This window comes from Streptomyces sp. NPDC037271, from assembly GCF_055603605.1.
In genome coordinates this window covers 1-17,475 of record NZ_JBVJVN010000040.1, presented here as the reverse complement: position 1 = coordinate 17,475, position 17,475 = coordinate 1, and the positions used below count along the sequence as shown (strand labels likewise).

Below are 17,475 nucleotides of genomic sequence, written 5' to 3'. Positions count from 1 at the left end.
TCCCCCCATCAAACCCCCCCCCCCCTCCCCTCCTCCCCCCCCCCCTCCCCCCCCCCCCCCCCCCCCCCCCCCCCCCTCCCCCCCCCCCCGGGACGCGGTCTGGCTGGGGTGTCTGCTCGGCGCGGCCCTCGTCGGCACGGCACTGGCCCGCCTGGTCCACGCACGGGCCGCCTACCGTCGGCTGACCACGGCGAGCGGTCCCGAGGCGCCGGAGCCGGGCACCGGGCCGGGCGGCTTCTGACGGGGCGGAGCCGGGCACCGGGCCGGGCGGCTTCTGACGGGGCGGAGTCGGGCACCGGGCCGGGCCGCTTCTGACGGGGTGGCTTCTGACTGGGGGAGGACCCCGCCGGTCACCCGGCGAAGTCCTCCCCGCCGCCCCCCGGGTCAGGCCGTGTGCAGCGTCAGTCCGTAGCGGTTCAGGATCTCGTTGACGGGCTGGAACCAGGTCTCCCCGCCGCTGGAGCAGTTGCCCCAGCCGCCCGAGGTGACGCCCTGCGCCTGGTCACCGCTGATGAAGGAGCCGCCCGAGTCGCCGCCCTCGGCGCAGACGCTGGTCTTCGTCATCTGGTGCACCGCGCCCTGGCTGTAGTTGACCGTCTCGTTCTTGGCGAGCACGGTGCCGCAGTGCCAGTGGGTGGTGGACCCGGAGCGGCAGACCGAGGCGCCGACGGGTGCCTCGTTCGATCCGCGCACGAGCCGGTCCGGGATCGTGCCCCAGCCGAGCACGACCGGCACCGTCCACCAGCCGCTGCCCACGCTGACCCAGGCGTAGTCGTTGCCCGGGAACGACGAGCCCTGGAACGTTCCGATGTGTGAGCCGTCCCAGCCGCGGACCGCCGCTCCCGCACCGCCGCAGTGCCCGGCGGTGACGAACCCGCCGTGCACCGAGAAGCCGATGGAGCAGCGGACGTTGCCGGTGTAGTAGGGGTCGCCGCCGACGGTGCCCGCCGCGAAGGTCCGCGGGGCCGACGGCACCGTCCGGACCGTGACGGGGCCGGCCTCGCGGGCCCGGTCCACGAACCGCCGGACATCGTTGTCGGAACGGTCGCCCTCGACCACGTCGACGATCACCGTGTTGGCGGCCGGGTCGACGTGCCAGCCGCTGACGCCGGCGGGTGCGTCCAGGCGGTCGACGCGGGCCTTGGCGGCGTCGAGCTCTTGGGCGCTGTGCTCGACGGTGCGGACGTGCGCACCGGTGGCGTCGACGGCCCGGACCGTCGCGGGGGTGGCGTCCGAGGTGACGGCCACGGTCAGTTGCCCGCGGGCGGCGTCGAACCAGGCGCCGCCGAAGGCGTCGCCGGCGGCCCGCCGTGCCGTGGGTGCGAGGTCGGTGGCGCGGCGTTCGGCCGCGAGCCGGTCCTCGGCCTCGGCCCGGGTGAGGCCGAAGTCCCGCTGCATGGCGTCCAGGAGACCGGCGGAGGCCGGTTCCTCGGCGGATGCGGTGGGGGAGTCGGCGGCCGAGGCCGGCAGCGTGCCGACGGCGGTCAGGCTGCCGAGCAGGAGGAGGCCGGCCAGGCCGAGGTGCCTGAGTCTGCTGCGTCTCACGGGAGTTGCCCTTCGTCGTTCCAACAAGGTGGGGGTGGAACAGATCGGTGGAACAACCGCGGTCTGAGAGCGCTCTCGTCGGGGTTGGTTCGAGCTTAGCCAGGGTGCAACGTCAGGTCCATGCCAATGCAGGGCCTTTCCGGGGAGCGCCGCCGGCCGGCCGCGACCTCCCGGCCGCCCCATCGCCGCCGCCGGCTCCTGCACGTCCTGCGGCACCTTCACGTGTGGCACCGGCGCCCTGCGCGAAGCCGATTCCGGTGGCCGGGCCGAACGCTGTCACCCGGGAGCCGTCGGGGTCGCGGGCCCGGACGTAGCCGCCGCCGGGCGTCGCGTCCGGGGAGAAGACGTCGCGCCACCACACGGCCCGGTCGGCGAAGGCCTCGGCCTCCTTCTCCCGGCCCAGCGGCCTCGCCCACGCGGCGAGCGCCGAGTCGGCCACCGCGTCCTCCGGCGTCCCGGCGGCGCCGCCCCGGCAGTGGCAGGCGTCCTGCGCGGCGCGGTGGGAGGCCGGGTACTGCTCCGGGTCGGGCCGCTGCCCCTCGCACCGTTGCGGGGGAGTGCCCCGACCACCCCGGTTGGCCGGTCGCGGACGGGGCACTCAGTGCTGCGTCCTTGCAGAGACGGCTTCTGGACGCGGGAGGCAGGCGTGGCGGTTCGGCATCGGTTGATCCAGGCGAGCCCGCAGGCGGTGTGGGACGTGCTGGCGGACGGCAACCAGTACGTGAAGTGGGTGGTGGGCCCGTCCGAGGTCACCCCCAAGACCGGACAGTGGCCGCAGGTCGGCGCGACGATCGCCTACGAGGTGCGGATCGGGCCGGTGCGGCTGAACAACGAGTCGGTGGTCAGACACTGCGTGTTGGGCTCCGTGCTGGAGCTCGAGGCGAAGGCGGGCAGGCTCGGCACGGCCCGGATCGCCATCGAGCTGCGCCCCTGGGGCGACCAGTGCCTGGTGCTCGTGGACGAACACCCGCTGCGCGGTCCCGGCGGCCTGCTGCACAACGTGGGCGTCGAGGCGCTGATCCAGGTGCGGCACCGCGCGATGCTCGCCCGGCTCGCCAGTCTGTGCGAGTCCCAGGCAGGGGACCAGTGCCGGCCGGATCCGCCGGAGTCGGCCGGCAGCGTGGAGTTCGGGTCGGGAGGCGGCCGTGCCTGACGCCGTCGTGATCGGGGCCGGCCCCAACGGGCTGGTGGCGGCGAACCTGCTGGCGGACGCCGGCTGGAGCGTGGAGGTCCTGGAGGAGCAGCCCGAGCCGGGCGGAGCGGTGCGCCACGACAGCGAGGTCGCCCCCGGTTTCGTCAACGACCTGTTCAGCTCCTTCTATCCGCTCGCCGCCGCCTCCCCGGTCCTCGCCGGACTGAGACTGGAGGACCACGGGCTGCGCTGGGGCCACGCTCCCCACGTGCTCGCCCATCCCCTGACCGACGGCACGTGCGCGGTCCTCGACCGCGACATCGGTACCACCGCCGCCTCCCTCGACGCCTTCGCACCCGGGGACGGCGCAGCCTGGGACCGCCTGCACGAGGTGTGGGACCGCTACCGGGCCGACATCCTGGACGCCCTCTTCACGCCCTTCCCCCCCGTCCGGGCCGGCGCCCGGCTGGCCCTGCGGCTGCGCGGCGGGGGCGGGCTCCGGCTGGCGCGCACCCTGGTGCTGCCGGTGCGCCGCCTGGGCGAGGAGGAGTTCCGCGGCGAGGGCGGCAAACTGCTCCTGGCCGGCAACGCCCTGCACGCCGACCTCGCACCCGAGGCCGCCGGAAGCGGCGGCTTCGGCTGGCTCATGTCGATGCTCGGACAGACCTACGGCTTTCCCGTGCCGGTCGGCGGCTCCGGCGCCCTCACCGCGGCCCTGGTCCACCGGCTGCGGACCCGCGGCGGCACCCTGCGCTGCGGGGAGCGCGTCGAGCGCGTCCTGGTCCGGGGCCGGCGCGCGGTGGGCGTCCGCACGGCCGGCGGGGAGACGGTCGCCGCCCGGCGCGCCGTACTCGCCGACGTGTCCGTACCCGCCCTCTACGGAGATCTCCTCGCCCCGGAGCACCTCCCGGACCAGGTCCTCGCCGACCTGCGGCGCTTCCAGTGGGACTTCGCCACCTTCAAGGTGGACTGGGCGCTGGACGGCCCCGTGCCCTGGCGGTGCGAGGACGCGGCCCGGGCCGGAACCGTGCATCTGGCCGACGGTCTCGACGAGCTGACCCGGTTCGCCGCCCAGATCGCCATGCGGCAGGTCCCCGACCGCCCCTTCTCGCTGTTCGGCCAGATGACGACCACGGACCCGACGCGCTCACCGCGCGGCACCGAGTCCGCCTGGGCCTACACCCACGTCCCCCACGACATCCGGGGCGACGCGGGCGACGAGGGCATCACCGGCACCTGGGACACCAAGGAGCGGGAACTCATGGCCGACCGCGTCGAGCGCCAGGTGGAACGCTTCGCGCCCGGCTTCCGGGCGCTGATCCGGGCCCGCCGCGTGCTCGCCCCGCCGGCCCTCCAGGCCATGAACGCCAACCTGGTGGGCGGCTCCATCAACGGGGGCACCACCGCCATGCACCAGCAGCTCGTCTTCCGGCCCGTGCCGGGCACCGGGCGGCCGGAGACCCCGGTGACCGGCCTCTTCCTCGCCTCCGCGGGCGCCCATCCGGGAGGCGGGGTGCACGGGGCGCCGGGGTCCAACGCCGCCCGCGCCGTCCTGCGCCAGCACCGGTTCGCCGGCCTCACGCGCGTGCAACGCGGCCTCACCCGCCGCGACCGCACGGGTGACAAGCGGTGACGTCCGCGTGCGACCGCCCCCGTGTTCCCCGGCGGAAGAGCCGGCCGGTGACGGACGGCCCCCTCCGCGACCGCACCGTCGTGGTGACCGGCGCCGCGCGCGGAGTGGGCGCCGCCCTGGCCCGCGAGTGCGCCCGCCGGGGGGCCCGGATCGCCCTGCTCGGCCACGAGAAGCCGCGGTTGGACGCCGTGCTGGCGGAGCTCCCGGGCCCGGCGCTCGCCGTCGAGGCCGACGTCACCGACCCCTCCGCGCTGGACGACGCGGCCGACGAGGTCCGCGGCCGTCTGGGGCCGCCGTCGGTCGTGGTGGCGAACGCGGGCATCGCGGAGGGCGGCCCGTTCGCCATGTCGGACCCGGCCGAGTGGCGACGCGTCGTCGACGTGAACCTGACCGGCAGCGCCCACACGGCCCGGGCCTTCCTGCCGGACCTGCTCCGCACCGCGGGATACCACCTCCAGGTCGCTTCCCTGGCCTCACTCGGCGCCGCCCCCATGATGAGCGCGTACTGCGCCGCCAAAGCGGGCGTGGAGGCCTTCACCCACTCGCTGCGCGCCGAGGTGGCCCACCACGGGATCGCCGTGGGCATCGCCTACCTCAACTGGATCGACACCGACATGATCCGCGACGCCGACCGGCACGCGGTCCTGCGCGAGCTGCGCGCGCACATGCCGCCCCCGGCCCGCCGTGTCCTCCAGGCGGACGACGTCGCCGCCAGGCTGGTGCGCGCCGTGGAGCGCCGCCGTACCGCCGTGTACGCGCCCGGCTGGCTGCGCCTGGTACAGGCAGGGCGCGGCGCCCTGCCGCCCGTGGTCATGCGGCTGTCCCGCCGCCAACTGCCCCGGCTGGAGGCCGCGGGCGCCCTGAACCCCACCGGCCCGCTCGGCGCGGGCGGACGGGCCGACCGCGCGGCGCACGGGACGGGAGCCTAGAACCGCAGTCGCCGCGCGGCGGCTGCGCGGTGCGGCCCTCCTGGCCCGCCCGTGGCGTGGCGCCCGGCGAGGCGAACGCCCCGGGCGCCCGTGAACGGCCCCGGCCCGCGCGGGATGCCGCCACCCCGGTCCCGCGGCGCGGGCCACGCCCCGGGTGTGCCGCAGGTGTGGTGTCGGCGGGTCTACCGTTCCTGGTGTCGCAGGTGTGGTGTCGGCGCGCCCACCGCCCCGGCAGCCGCAGGCGTGGTCTCAGCGCGCCCCGAACCGTCGCGCCACGGCACGCAGCAGGGCGGACCGGCCCTGGTCCGGCACCGTCCACAGCGTTTCGCCGCGCACACCCCACCGCTCCAGCAGGGCGTTGGCGGCGAGGAACCCCGAGGTGGCGGCGCGTTCCATCAGGGCCACGGGCAGATCCGTGCGGACCAGGTCCCCGGCGACGACGACGCACGGGTCGGGTGTGCGGACCGTCGGACGGTCGCGGTGGCCGCCGACGGTGAACAGCGGGCAGTCCGCCCGCCACTCGTGCCGCGCGGCGACGACGCGGGCCTCCCGGGTCTCCGGATACACCCGGTGCAACTGATCGACGAGGCGCTTCTCCTCCACCTCCGGGAGCGCCGTCGACGGGAGGGCGTAGGCGTGGAGTTCGACGACCGACCCGCCGGTGCGCGCCGCCCAGCGCGCGGCCTCGCCCTCCCAGTGGGACAGCACGCTGACGTTGTCCAGCGAGCCGTAGCCACTGGTGCCGAGGAAACCGGGCCGGCCGGACGCGACCGGACGGTCCAGCCACAGCCGGGAGACCAGGAACGGCGGAGCGTTCCGCAGCCGCGCCACCCGCTCGCGCCACGCGGCGTCACCCAGGTGGGGTGAGCGGCCCACCACCTCCCGCAGGCCGCCGGTGTCCAGCGCGAGCACGACCCCGTCGTACGGCCGGGCACCGGCGGCGTCGACCACCAGGTGACTGCCGGGCGGACCGGGCCGGACGGCCTCGACGCACGTGTTCGTCCGCACCTCGGCCCCATGCCGCGTCAGGTGCCCCGCGAGCGGATCCCACAGCGCCTGCGGGAACGGCTCGCGGGGGACGTCGAACAGCAGTCCTTCACTGGAGCCGAGGAAGTAGATGTGGAACATCAGCGCCATCTCCGCGGCCGACAGCTCCCGCGGGTCCGCGAAGAAGCTGCGGGAGAACACCTCGAAGGCCAGATGCCGCGCGGCCGCGGGGAAGCGCAGGGTGTCGAGGAAGTCGTGGGCGCTGATGTCGTCCAGCCGTTCGTGGACGCGGCGCGCGCGGACGTCGAGGAGGGGCAGTGCCGCGGCGGGTCGCATGGCCAGCAGGTCGCGCGGCCTGAAGCTGGGGCTCAGGGCGACGAAGCCGAGGGCGCTGAACGGGGGAGTGCGCGGTACCCGGCGGAAACCGTCGCGCAGCCCGCTGCTGTGCCGCAGCGGGTAGTCCGGCAGGCCGGTCAGCATGCCCAGGTCGGGATCGCAACGGCGCAGCAGACTCCGCAGGTTGTAGTACTGGCGGAAGAAGGCGTGGAAGCCCCGGCTCATCGTGGCGGGCGTGCCGTCGGGCAGTTCGACCGGCCGGCCCGCGACCCGGCCGCCGAGCACGGGCTCGCGCTCGTGGAGCACCACGCGCACCCCCCGCTCGGCGAGGACGGTCGCCGCCGCCAGCCCCGCGATGCCACCGCCGATCACCGCCACGGACGGCGGATCACCGCTCACCCGCGCCCGGCCCGGCCGGGGAGCGACGGCCTGTGCGCGCCGGTCCCGCCCAGGAGGCCGCGCTCCGGCGCCCCGGTTCACCGGGCACCTCCTGTCTCCGTGCCGCCCGTCTCCGTGCCGCCCGTCTCCGTGCCGCCCGTCTCCGTGCGGTCGGTTCGCCGGCCGTGCGTCTCCGTGCCGGTCGTCGGCGCCCGGTCCGTCGCCGCCTGGCCTGTTCGCGTACGGCGGGCTCGCGGGCCGCCCGTCTGCGCCCGGTCCGCCTCTGCCCGGTCCGCCCCTGCCCGGCCCGTCTCCGTGCGGCCCGTGGGCGCCCCGCCCGTCTCCGCGTCGGCGCGGCGGCCGACGAAGGTGTGGGTGATGCCCGTCTGCCAGCCCGGCAGCGGCAGGATCCGGACCCGCTCGAACCCGGCCCGGCCCAGCCGCTCGCCGAACGCGGGCGCGGTGTCGAACGCCGCGACGCTGCGCCGCAGATGCCGGTAGAGGTCCCGGTCGCCCGTGACCGTGCCCAGCGGCAGGATGACGCCCCGGCACACCGCGGCCCACACCAGACGGTGCGCGCGCCGCCCACTGAGCGCGTACTCGTGCACCGCCAGCCTGCCCCCGGGAGCCAGCAGCCGGTACACCGTACGCAGGACGGCGTCGGGATCGGTCAGGTTCCGGAACAGGTAGGCGGCGAGGACGGCGTCGAAGGGCCCGGCCGGCCCGGCCCGGTGCAGTTCCTCCGCCGGGGCGTGCACGAAGCGCACCCGCGGCGGCCACCGCTTGGACTCGGCCCGCGCCAGCATGCCCGCCGAGGCGTCCACCCCCACGATCTCCGCGGCGGGGAAGGCCGCGGCCAGCGCCGCCGTCGACGCGCCCGTGCCGCAGCCCAGGTCCAGCACCCGGCGGCCGGCGCCGCCGTCCGCGAGGCCGAGCCGGCGGGCGGAGCGGCGCAACTGGGCGTGGTATCCCGGGTTGAGCGCGACCAGGCGGTCGTAGCGGCCGGCGCCGTGGTCGAAGGCGGCGGTCAGCGCGGCGTCGCGCAGCAAGGGCATCGGCGCTCCTGGTGACGGGGTCTCTCGGACCGGCGGCTCTCAGCGGACGGGGGTGTGGCGACGCGGCAGCCACGGCAGCTCCGCCGCCGTACGCAGCATCGGCAGGACAGGGGTGCGTATCCCGACCGCGACGTCCTCGTACAGCCGGGACCGCCCGTCGAGGAAGCGCAGCAGCCGCCCGGCGGGTACGCGGTCGAACAGCCGGAAGAAGAGGTCGGGGCCGTCCACCCGTCCGGTCCCCAGCGCGCGCAGCAGCACCGCGTCCATCAGCCGGGCCCGCGCCGGGTGCGGGGGCGGCGGCACGGGGCGGCGGCCCGCGCGCACGGCGCGGGCGATGGCGTCGGACTGCCGCTGCACGGCGGCGAACGTGTACCCGGTGGAGGCGCGCGTGGCCCCACCCGCGACGCCGATCCGGAAGACGGCACCGGAGCCCCGGGCCCGCCGCTCGAAGACGGCGTCGGTCATCGGGATCACCCCCTGCTCCGTCGACAGGATCTCCGTGGCGCCGGTGCGCAGGACGCGGCGCGTGTAGTCCTCGAGTGCGCTGTCGTACGCGCCGGACGTGAGCGGTGCCGGCCCGAACTCGGTGTACTCGACGAGTGCGGTGTGCCGGCCGGTCGGGAGGACGTAGCCGAAGGACAGGCCGTGCGCCGGCTGGACGGTGCGGAAGTCCATCAGCTCGACCACCCCCGGGTCGAAGACCGGCTGCCGGGTGCGGACGAACCAGCCGCGGAAGTGCTGGAGGAGGCGGGTGCGGGCCGGCGGCGGACGGTCCGGCGGGCGGGAGTCGAAGACCCAGCGGGCGCGCAGGCCCGCCCGGGCCCCGGCGGCGTCCGTGGCGGACACGCACGCGGTTCCGTCCGGCAGGGTGGTCACCGTGCCGACGGTGGCCTCCAGACGCCGCACCCCGGGCCGGTCCTCCAGGTCGCGGTCCACCAGCGCCTCGAAGTCGTCCGAGCGGATCATCTTGTAGCGCGCGGGCGCGATGTGCCGCAGGACGACCGCCCCGTTCCGGCCGCGCACCCGCAGCCACTCCCACGACGCCGTCGTGGCCGGGTCGAAGCGGCCGGGGCCCGACTCCCAGAAGCACCAGGTGCGGCGCGGTGCCCGCAGCGGGCCGGGCGGTGGATCGATCAGGACCACGGAGGGCACCGCCCGGTGCGGTGCGTCCGCCGGGGCCGGCAGCCGGTGGGCCAGGGACAGCCCCGCGGCCCCGGCACCGACGACCACGATGTCCGCGTCGACCACGGCGCCTCCTTTCCGTCCGTCCGCCCGCCCGCCCGGCCGCCGCGGTCGGACCGGCGTACGACGTCGCTGTACGACGGGCCGCACCACGTCCCTGTAGGACGGCCCCGTATGACGGTCCGCACGACAACGTGTACGACGAGCGTGCGACGGCTCGGTTCCGCCGGAGTATTCCGCCCCCGCACGGCCCGCGGACGCACGGCGCGCTGGACGGCCCGGCGCGGCTACCCACCCGGCGCGGCGGACACCCGCCGGACGGGTGACAGCCGGGTGTGAACGGGCCCGGGCGGCGTCGCGCCGGATGCGACGGGGGAAGACATGACGCCGGGTCACCCACCGGCGGCGGCCCATGACCGACGACGGACGGTGCGTTCGCGGCGCGCCGTCCGCCCGAAGCGGCGGCGGCCGGCGTGCCCGGCACGGCCCACCGCCGCGGCCGACGACGAGAGGATCCGGGATGCGCCACGGAACGGCCGGCCACGGCCGGGAACAGCCGCGGGACCGGCCGCCCACGGGAGGGGCCCCGCGATGACGCGGACGGTGACCGGCCGCACCGACCACGTCGTGGTCGTCGGGGCGGGGCTCGCGGGCCTGTCGGCCGCACTGCACCTGCTGGGCTCCGGTCGGCGGGTGACGGTCGTGGAACGCGACCCGCTGCCCGGCGGCCGTGCCGGACGGCGCGAGCTCGGCGGCTACCGCCTCGACACGGGCCCGACCGTCCTGACGATGCCCCATCTGGCCGACGAGGCGTTCGCCGCCGTCGGCGACCGGCTGGCCGACCGCGTCGAACTCCTCCCCCTGCACCCCGCCTACCGGGCGTGCTTCGCCGACGGCGGCACGCTCGACGTCCACACCGACGCGGACGCGATGGAGGCGGAGGTCGAACGGTTCGCCGGGGCCCGGGAGGCGGCCGGGTACCGGCGGCTGCGCGCCTGGCTGCGGCAGCTGTACGCCGTGCAGATGCGCCGGTTCATCGACACCAACTTCGACTCGCCGCTCGGCCTGCTCACCCCCGACCTGGCCCGGCTCGCCGCCCTCGGCGGCTTCGGCCGGCTGGACGCACGCATCGGACGCTTCCTGACGGACGAACGGCTCAAGCGCGTCTTCTCCTTCCAGGCCCTGTACGCCGGTGTCGCACCGGCCCGGGCGCTGGCCGCCTACGCCGTCATCGCCTACATGGACACCGTGGCCGGCGTGTACTTCCCGCGCGGCGGCATGCACGCTCTGCCCCGCGCCATGGCGGACGCCGCCGCCGACGCCGGAGCCGACCTGCGCCTCGGCCGGGACGTCACCGGCCTGGAACGCTCCGGCAACCGCGTCACCGCGGTCGTCACCGCCCACGAACGCATCCCCTGCGACGCCGTCGTCCTCACCCCCGACCTGCCCGCCGTCCACCGGCTGCTGGGCCGCCGACCGCGCCGCCCGCTCGGACTGCGGCACGCGCCCTCCGCCGTCGTCCTGCACGCCGGCACCACCCGCACCTGGCCGCACCTCACCCACCACACCCTCTCCTTCGGCGCCGCGTGGCACCGGACCTTCGACGAGCTGACCAGGAACGGCACCCTCATGACCGACCCCTCCCTGCTGATCACCCGGCCCACCGCCGGCGACCCGTCCCTGGCCCCCGAGGGCCGCCACCTCCACTACGTCCTCGCGCCCTGTCCCAACACCGACACCGGGCCGGGCGCCCGGGACTGGACCGACCTCGCTCCCCGCTACCGCGACCGCCTGCTCGCCACCCTGGAACGCCGGGGACTGACCGGCATCGCCGCCGCCATCGAGGAGGAGTGCCTGGTGACGCCCGCCGACTGGACCGCCCAGGGACATGCCGCTGGCACGCCCTTCTCCGTCGCCCACACCTTCGCCCAGACGGGGCCCTTCCGCCCCCGCAACCTGGTGCGCGGCACGGACAACGCGGTCCTCGCGGGCTGCGGGACCACCCCGGGGGTCGGCGTGCCGACCGTGCTGATCTCCGGGAAGCTGGCCGCCGCCCGCATCACCGGAACACCGGCCCGCGCCACGGCGGCGAGGGGCGGCCGCCGATGACCCACCGCGAACTGGACGCCGCGGGCATCAGCGACCCGGCCCTGCGCTCCGCCTACACCCACTGCCGGCTCCTCAACGCACGCCACGGCCGCACCTACTTCCTGGCGACCCGCCTCCTGCCCGCCGACCGCAGGCCGGCCGTGCACGCCCTGTACGGGTTCGCGCGGTGGGCGGACGACATCGTCGACGACACGGGGGCGCAGGCGACGACCGCCGAGCGGGCGGCCACCCTCGCCCGCCTCGAAGAGCAACTGAGGCAGGCGCTGACCGGTGCGCGGCCCGCCGCCGAACCCGTGGTCCTCGCCCTGGCCGACACCGCCGCCCGGTACGCCATCGAACCGGCACACTTCACCGACTTCATGGCCTCGATGCGCAGCGACCTCACGGTCACCGACTACGCCACCTACGACGACCTGCGCGCCTACATGCACGGCTCGGCCGCCGTCATCGGACTGCAGATGCTGCCCGTGCTCGGCACCGTGACCTCCCGCGCCCGGGCCGCGCCGCACGCCGCCGCGCTCGGTGTCGCCTTCCAGCTGACCAACTTCCTGCGGGACGTCGGCGAGGACCTGGACCGGGGCCGGATCTACCTCCCGGCGGACCTGCTGGCCGCGCACGGCGTCCAGCGGGACCTGCTGCTGTGGAGCAGACGCACCGGCCGCCACGACCGGCGCATCACCGCCGCGCTGCGAGCCGCCGAGGACCTCACCCGCGCCGTCTACCGCGAGGCCGCACCCGGACTCGCCATGCTGGACCCGGTCGCGCGGCCCTGTATCCGCACCGCGTTCATCCTCTACCGGCACATCCTCGACGCCATCGCGGACGACGGGTACGCGGTACTGCACCGGCGCGCGGTGGTGCGCCGCCGACGGCGCGCGGCCGTCGCGGCCGACGGGCTCTCCCGCGTGCTCGCCGCCCGGCTGGGAGCGCGCGCCGCCGCGGCCCGCGGCGCCGCGCCGGTGCCGAACCGGCCCGACGCCTGCTCCGCGAAGGAGACCGGATGAGTCCGAACCCCTGCCCGCACCGGGGACGTTGGCCCCTGCGGTTGCGCCGCCGCCCCGTCCCCTGGCAGGCCCAGCGGCCCACCTGGCGCGAGGCCCGGCCCGCCGTCATCGCCGGGGCCCTCGAGCGCGCCCGGGCACGCCCCTCGGGCAACTGGTACGTCCTCGGCGCGAGCACCGGCGTACGGTCCACCCGTCCGCTGTCCGGCACGGTCGCCGGTGTCGAGGTCGTCGTCTGGCGGGACGCGCACGGGCGCCTGGTGGGCGGACCCGGTGTGTGCCCCCACCTCGGTGCCCCGTTGGCCGACAGCCCGGTGCGGTGCGGCACCCTCGTGTGCCACTGGCACGGACTCGCCCTGAGCGGCGCCCCGTTCGCCGGCTGGGAGCCCCTGCCGGTCCACGACGACGGCGTGCTGGTGTGGGTGCGGCTGGACGCGGTGGGGGCGGAGCCGTCGTCACCGGTGCCCGTCGTACCCGCCAGGCCACCGCGGGCGACGGCGCTGACGTCCGTCTGGCGCGGGGTCGGGGTCTGCGAGCCCGAGGACGTCGTCGCCAACCGGCTCGACCCGTGGCACGGCGCCTGGTTCCACCCGCACTCGTTCGTGGACCTCACGGTCGTCGAGGCACCCGACGGGAGGCCGGACGGGACGACGGGCGCCGACGCGGGCGCCGACCGCTTCGTCGTGGACGTCTCCTTCCGGCTCACCGGCCGGCTCGTCGTGCCCGTACGGGCCGAGTTCACCGCACCGGAGCCCCGCACCGTCGTCATGCGCATCACCGACGGCGAGGGCACCGGGTCCGTCGTGGAGAGCCATGCCACACCGCTCGGCCCGGACGGGAGCGGCCGGCCGCGGACCGCGGTGGTCGAGGCGGTGCTGGCCACCTCGGACCGGCCGGGTTTCCCCGTGGCCCGCCGTCTGGCACCCGCCCTGCGTCCGCTGATGCGCGCCGCCGCCGGCCGCCTGTGGCGCGACGACCTCGCCTACGCCGAACGCCGCAGACACCTGCGCGACCAGGGCCGGTTCCCCGGCTGACCGGAGAGGACAGCATGCAGACCTTCCTTCCCCACCCCGGTTTCCGGGAGTCGGCGCTGGCCCTGGACCGCCGTCGGCTGGGCAAACAGCGGGTCGAGGCGCTCCAGGTGCTGCGCGGTCTGACCGTGCCGGGCTACGGATGGCGCCGGCACCCGGCGGTGCGGATGTGGACGGGCTACGAGGAGGCACTCGTCCGGTACGGCCTGGAGGTCTGCCGGGTCTGGCGCGAGCAGGGCCACCAGGACAGTTGTGCCGCCTCGCTCGTCGCCGGACTCGCCGTGTGCCGTCCGCACGAGCCGGTGCGCGACCAGCCGGAGCTGGCGGACGCCGGGGAACTGCCGCCCTGGCTCGGGGACGACGCCTTCCACCGCAGCCACCGGTCGGCGCTGGTGCGCAAGGAGCCCGAGGTGTACGCCGAGCTGTTCCCCGGCGTCCCGGACGACCTGCCCTACGTGTGGCCGGCCTCCGACCGGGAGCGCGGGGAGGCGGGGAGCGGCGCCCCGTAGGGTCAGGCCCGCTGCTCGCCGGCCAGTTCCTTCATGTCCACGGTCTGGTCGGCGGGCGGCTGCTCGGGGCTCACCGGCTTGTTGTAGTCGCTGAAGGTGACGCTGCCCGGGTTCTCGCCGCCCTCGGTCGTGGTCTTCAGGATGTACGGCTCGCCCTCCGTGGCGACGTACAGGGCGAGGGTCTCGCCGGCCGAGCCCTTCTTCGTGAGCTCCAGGGCCTCCTCGCCGCCCACCTCGGTGGTGTCGCCGCGCTTCATGCCCTGGCGCTCGGACTTGTCCTCGTCCATGGCGGCGATGAAGCCCTGCTTGTCGCAGACCCCGGCGGTCGCGGCGTCGTTCGCCGGCATCCTCACCCACTTGTCCCGCAGCTTCGGCGCCATCTCCTGCGCCGCGTCGGGCTGCTGCTTCAGGGCGCTGCGCCAGTACTGCGCGTCACCGCGCAGGTAGAGCGTCGCGTCGGTGTGCCGCACGTCCGCCTTGCCCTCGCCGGTGCCGATGGTGCCCTGGCAGTTCTTCTCCTGGTCGACGGAGACGTCGATGGTGACGGTGCTGCCGTCCTCCAGACGGGTGTCCCCCTTCATGTGCAGGGACTTGGCCTGCTGGGTGGCCTCCACCGCCTTCGCGGCGATGTCGTCGGCGCTCTGCCCGTCGAACGGCTTGCTCTCGCTACCGGAATCGCCGCCGCAGCCGGCCAGAAGGGCGACGGAGACGCTCGCGGTCGCCACAGCGGTCGTCACTTTGAGGGTGCGCACTGGAAGTTCCTTCCCATGTCCGTTCATGCCCGTCAAATCCCTTGCTTTACCGATGTGTTGGCACCGGGAGGTTCCGACTACCCCGGATCCCCGTGGCATGCACCCGAAGGAGGAATCGTGACGGCGGTGTGAGGGGCACCGTCGTCGATTGGTCCCCGATGGCGCCCTTGAGGTGGACCCCGTGACGGGCCGCCGTGCTTTCTAGCGTCGTGGGCATGAACGCCACCACCACGCGCGGAGCCCTGCTCGCCGCGCTCGCCTGTGTCCTCGTCGGAGGCTCCTTCACCGCCAACAGCCTGCTCGGTGACTACCCGTACGCGGGCGGGCAGTTCCTGCGCTACGGCCTGGCCTTCCTCCTGCTCGTCCCGCTCGCCGGCCCCGGCGCGACGACCCGGCTGCGCATGCTCGGGGCCGGTCAGTGGCTGCGCCTCGCGCTCCTCGCGGCCGTCGGCATGGTCGGCTTCAACCTGGCCGTCCTCGCCGCGGAACGCACGGCGGAACCGGCGGTCCCCGGCGTCTTCGTGGGCTGTGCGCCCGTGGTGGTCGCCGTCCTCGTTCCCCTCCTGGACGGACGCCGGCCGCAGCGCGTCGTGCTGTACGGGGCGTTGTTCGTGGCCGTGGGTGCCTTCACGGTGCAGGGCTGGGGGCGCACCGACGGCGCGGGCATCGCCTTCTCCGTGTGCGCCCTGGTCGGCGAGGTCGGATTCGCCGTCCTCGCCGTGCCCGTACTGCGTCCCCTGGGCCCGCGGCTGCTGTCCACCGTGGTGTGCGGCATCGCGGCGGCCGAGTCGGCGGTGGTGGGTCTCCTGGCCGACGGTGCCGGATGGCTGCGGCGGCCGGACGCGGTCGAGACCGGTGCGCTGCTGTGGCAGGCGGCGGTGGTCACCGTCGTCGGGTTCGTGTGCTGGTACATGGGCATGCAGCGGATCGGGGCCGAGCGCGCCACCCTGTTCTCCGGCCTGATCCCGGTCGCCGCGGCGTTCACGGCACCGCTCGTCGGCACGGGCTCCTACGGCGCCGCGCAGGCCGTGGGCAGCGCGCTGGTCTGCGCCGGGGTCGCGGTGGGGTCGGGCGCCGCGTCGCTGCGGTTCGCGCGCCGGGGCCGTGTCCCGGAGGCGCGTCAGCGGGCCTCGGAGCGCTCCTTGGAGAACCGGTAGAGGTCCTTCGAGGTGGTGATGAGTTCCCGCTGCTCCTGCCGGGAGCCGACCATGGGCTGCGAGCCGTTCAGCGGCACCTGGGCGCTCTCCGGCAGGAACCTCACGGTCACCAGGCCGATGGCACCGGCGACCATCAGGTAGTAGGCGGGCATCAAGTCGTTGCCGGTGACGCTCACCAGCGCCTCGGTGAGCAGCGGCGTGGTGCCGCCGAAGGCCGCGACGGCGAAGTTGAAGCCGATGCCCATGGCCGCGTAGCGCACCGCGGTCGGGAACAGCGCCGGCAGCGTGGCGGCACTCGGCGCGGCGAAGCAGGCCAGCAGGGTGGCGAGGAGCAGCACCCCGGCGACCGGCGCCCAGGTGCCGTCCGCCTTCAGCAGCAGGAAGGCGGGAACGGCGAGGACGATCATCGCGACGGCGCCGACGGCGTACAGCGGGCGGCGGCCGACGTGGTCGCTGAGCCGCCCGAGGAAGGTGATCAGCAGCACGATCCACACCATGCCGATCAGCACCAGCACGTCGGCGAAGCCGCTGGAGCGGCCGAGGGTCTCCGTCTGGTACGTGGGCAGGTAGCCGGTGACCATGTAGTTGGTGACGTTGTAGAGCAGCACCAGGCCCATGCAGATCAGCAGCGGACGCCAGTGCTTCCTGATGATGGTCTTGAACTCGCTGCCCACCGACTTCTGGGCCAGGCTCTTCTCGTGCTCGTCGAGCTGCTGCTGGAAGGCGGGGGACTCCTCCAGCTTGAGCCGCATGTACAGGCCGATGAGGCCCAGCGGACCGGCGATCAGGAACGGGACGCGCCAGCCCCAGTCGAGCATCTGGCCGTCGGTCAGCACCAGGTGCAGCACGGTGACCAGCGCGGAGCCGAGGGCGTAGCCGACGAAGGTGCCGAAGTCGAGCCAGCTGGAGAGGAACCCGCGCCGCCGGTCGGGTGAGTACTCGGCGACGAAGGTGGTGGCGCCGCCGTACTCGCCGCCGGTGGAGAAGCCCTGGAGCATGCGGGCGAGCAGCAGCAGGACCGGGGCGGCGATGCCGATGCTGGCGTAGCTCGGGATGAGTCCGATGGAGAAGGTGCCGACCGCCATCAGGATCATGGTGGTGGCGAGCACCTTCTGCCGGCCGACGCGGTCCCCCAGCGGGCCGAAGACGAGGCCGCCGAGCGGGCGCACGACGAAGGCCGCGGCGAAGGTGGCGAAGGAGGAGATGACCTGGGCGGTCGGGGAGGCGCCGGGGAAGAACACCTTGCCGATGGTGGCGGCCAGGTAGCTGTAGACGCCGAAGTCGAACCACTCCATGCAGTTGCCGAGCGCCGAGGCCCCGACCGCGCGCTTGAGCAGCGGTCCCTCGACGACCTGGACGTCGTCCTCGTGGAAGGCGCCCTTGTTGCGGCGGAGCCGGCGGGTCAGCTCCTCGCGCACCTGCCGCGGCAGGTGCGCGACCGTACTCGGCACCTTCACCCGGCCGAGGGGGCCGGACCCGCCGTCAGGCTTCGCGTTCACCACGCTGCCGCCTTTCTGTCGCTTCACCACGTTTCGACTGAGCAATTCTGTGCCGCAATGATCGTCCGGCGCATGCCGGAGCCGCTGCCCGGGTTCACGTGGGATCGCACGCGGGGGCCCGGGGGGGGGGGGGGGGGGGCGCCCGCGTACGCCACCACGCGCCCCCGACCGCACCCGACCCCCCCCACAGCCCGAGAGAGAAGTAGCTCCCTAGAGCGCGCGAGCGGGACAAGGAGCGGC

The 17,475-nt window shown here is 75.3% G+C and carries 14 protein-coding genes and 1 pseudogene; 8 read left to right on the top strand and 7 right to left on the bottom strand.

Annotation, left to right across the window (positions count from 1 at the left end; genetic code table 11):
• Positions 1-384 precede the first annotated feature (384 nt).
• A complete protein-coding gene (locus ACZ7G3_RS34910) occupies positions 385-1,545 on the bottom strand; it encodes a S1 family peptidase (RefSeq protein ID WP_426600966.1) in 1,161 nt (386 codons plus the stop codon).
• A gap of 112 nt (positions 1,546-1,657) precedes the next feature.
• Positions 1,658-2,143, bottom strand: a complete 486-nt coding sequence (locus ACZ7G3_RS34905; RefSeq protein ID WP_470930633.1) for a glycoside hydrolase domain-containing protein — start codon at positions 2,141-2,143, stop codon at positions 1,658-1,660.
• A gap of 48 nt (positions 2,144-2,191) precedes the next feature.
• On the opposite strand from ACZ7G3_RS34905, the gene ACZ7G3_RS34900 reads away from it, so the two are divergent.
• Genes ACZ7G3_RS34900 through ACZ7G3_RS34890 form a run of 3 tightly spaced genes read left to right on the top strand, consistent with a single transcriptional unit; the run spans position 2,192 to position 5,239 of the window.
• The gene (locus tag ACZ7G3_RS34900; protein WP_470930631.1) at positions 2,192-2,698 is read left to right on the top strand and encodes an SRPBCC family protein; all 507 of its coding nucleotides are present in this window, start codon (positions 2,192-2,194) and stop codon (positions 2,696-2,698) included.
• Positions 2,691-4,310: a phytoene desaturase family protein gene (locus tag ACZ7G3_RS34895; RefSeq protein WP_470930629.1), complete on the top strand. Its 1,620-nt coding sequence runs from the start codon at positions 2,691-2,693 to the stop codon at positions 4,308-4,310. The genes ACZ7G3_RS34900 and ACZ7G3_RS34895 overlap by 8 nt, the downstream gene beginning before the upstream one ends.
• A 47-nt stretch (positions 4,311-4,357) precedes the next feature.
• Positions 4,358-5,239, top strand: coding sequence for an SDR family oxidoreductase (locus tag ACZ7G3_RS34890; protein WP_470930627.1), 882 nt, complete (start codon positions 4,358-4,360; stop codon positions 5,237-5,239).
• 249 nt (positions 5,240-5,488) lie between these two features.
• On the opposite strand, the gene ACZ7G3_RS34885 is transcribed toward ACZ7G3_RS34890, so the two are convergent.
• The 3 genes and pseudogenes from ACZ7G3_RS34885 to ACZ7G3_RS34875 form a co-directional block, all read right to left on the bottom strand.
• A complete protein-coding gene (locus ACZ7G3_RS34885; protein ID WP_470930625.1) occupies positions 5,489-7,042 on the bottom strand; it encodes an FAD-dependent oxidoreductase in 1,554 nt (517 codons plus the stop codon).
• Between the two features lie 227 nt (positions 7,043-7,269).
• Positions 7,270-7,995 (bottom strand): annotated as a pseudogene (locus ACZ7G3_RS34880) (methyltransferase domain-containing protein); the annotation flags it as partial.
• A 39-nt stretch (positions 7,996-8,034) separates the two neighbouring features.
• Positions 8,035-9,243, bottom strand: a complete 1,209-nt coding sequence (locus ACZ7G3_RS34875; protein ID WP_470930623.1) for a lycopene cyclase family protein — start codon at positions 9,241-9,243, stop codon at positions 8,035-8,037.
• A gap of 525 nt (positions 9,244-9,768) precedes the next feature.
• Between ACZ7G3_RS34875 and crtI the strand changes: the two genes are divergently transcribed.
• The 4 genes from crtI to ACZ7G3_RS34855 are packed head-to-tail and all read left to right on the top strand — an operon-like array spanning position 9,769 to position 13,827.
• Positions 9,769-11,286, top strand: coding sequence for a phytoene desaturase family protein (gene crtI, locus ACZ7G3_RS34870; protein ID WP_470930621.1), 1,518 nt, complete (start codon positions 9,769-9,771; stop codon positions 11,284-11,286).
• Positions 11,283-12,290: a phytoene/squalene synthase family protein gene (locus tag ACZ7G3_RS34865; protein ID WP_470930619.1), complete on the top strand. Its 1,008-nt coding sequence runs from the start codon at positions 11,283-11,285 to the stop codon at positions 12,288-12,290. The genes crtI and ACZ7G3_RS34865 overlap by 4 nt, the downstream gene beginning before the upstream one ends.
• Positions 12,287-13,321 carry a DUF5914 domain-containing protein gene (locus ACZ7G3_RS34860; protein ID WP_470930617.1) on the top strand — a complete coding sequence of 345 codons (1,035 nt, stop codon included), beginning with the start codon at positions 12,287-12,289 and terminating at the stop codon, positions 13,319-13,321. The genes ACZ7G3_RS34865 and ACZ7G3_RS34860 overlap by 4 nt, the downstream gene beginning before the upstream one ends.
• Before the next feature lie 14 nt (positions 13,322-13,335).
• Positions 13,336-13,827 carry an MSMEG_6728 family protein gene (locus ACZ7G3_RS34855; RefSeq protein ID WP_426519996.1) on the top strand — a complete coding sequence of 164 codons (492 nt, stop codon included), beginning with the start codon at positions 13,336-13,338 and terminating at the stop codon, positions 13,825-13,827.
• 2 nt (positions 13,828-13,829) lie between these two features.
• On the opposite strand, the gene ACZ7G3_RS34850 is transcribed toward ACZ7G3_RS34855, so the two are convergent.
• Entirely contained in the window at positions 13,830-14,579 is a 750-nt protein-coding gene (locus tag ACZ7G3_RS34850; RefSeq protein ID WP_470930615.1) for a hypothetical protein, read from the bottom strand.
• Between the two features lie 215 nt (positions 14,580-14,794).
• Here ACZ7G3_RS34850 and ACZ7G3_RS34845 point away from each other — a divergent pair, with 215 nt between their 5' ends.
• Positions 14,795-15,736, top strand: coding sequence for a DMT family transporter (locus ACZ7G3_RS34845; protein WP_470930613.1), 942 nt, complete (start codon positions 14,795-14,797; stop codon positions 15,734-15,736).
• Here the strand turns inward: ACZ7G3_RS34845 and proP are convergent.
• On the bottom strand, positions 15,700-17,235 hold the full coding sequence (gene proP / locus ACZ7G3_RS34840) for a glycine betaine/L-proline transporter ProP (RefSeq protein ID WP_470930611.1): 1,536 nt from the start codon (positions 17,233-17,235) through the stop codon (positions 15,700-15,702). The genes ACZ7G3_RS34845 and proP overlap by 37 nt on opposite strands.
• Positions 17,236-17,475 lie beyond the last annotated feature (240 nt).

Coding starts and splice junctions, on each gene's coding strand:
- crtI (WP_470930621.1), top strand. CDS start 9,769: ATGACGCGGACGGTGACCGGCCGCACCGACCACGTCGTGGTCGTCGGG.
- ACZ7G3_RS34865 (WP_470930619.1), top strand. CDS start 11,283: ATGACCCACCGCGAACTGGACGCCGCGGGCATCAGCGACCCGGCCCTG.
- ACZ7G3_RS34860 (WP_470930617.1), top strand. CDS start 12,287: ATGAGTCCGAACCCCTGCCCGCACCGGGGACGTTGGCCCCTGCGGTTG.
- ACZ7G3_RS34855 (WP_426519996.1), top strand. CDS start 13,336: ATGCAGACCTTCCTTCCCCACCCCGGTTTCCGGGAGTCGGCGCTGGCC.
- ACZ7G3_RS34845 (WP_470930613.1), top strand. CDS start 14,795: ATGAACGCCACCACCACGCGCGGAGCCCTGCTCGCCGCGCTCGCCTGT.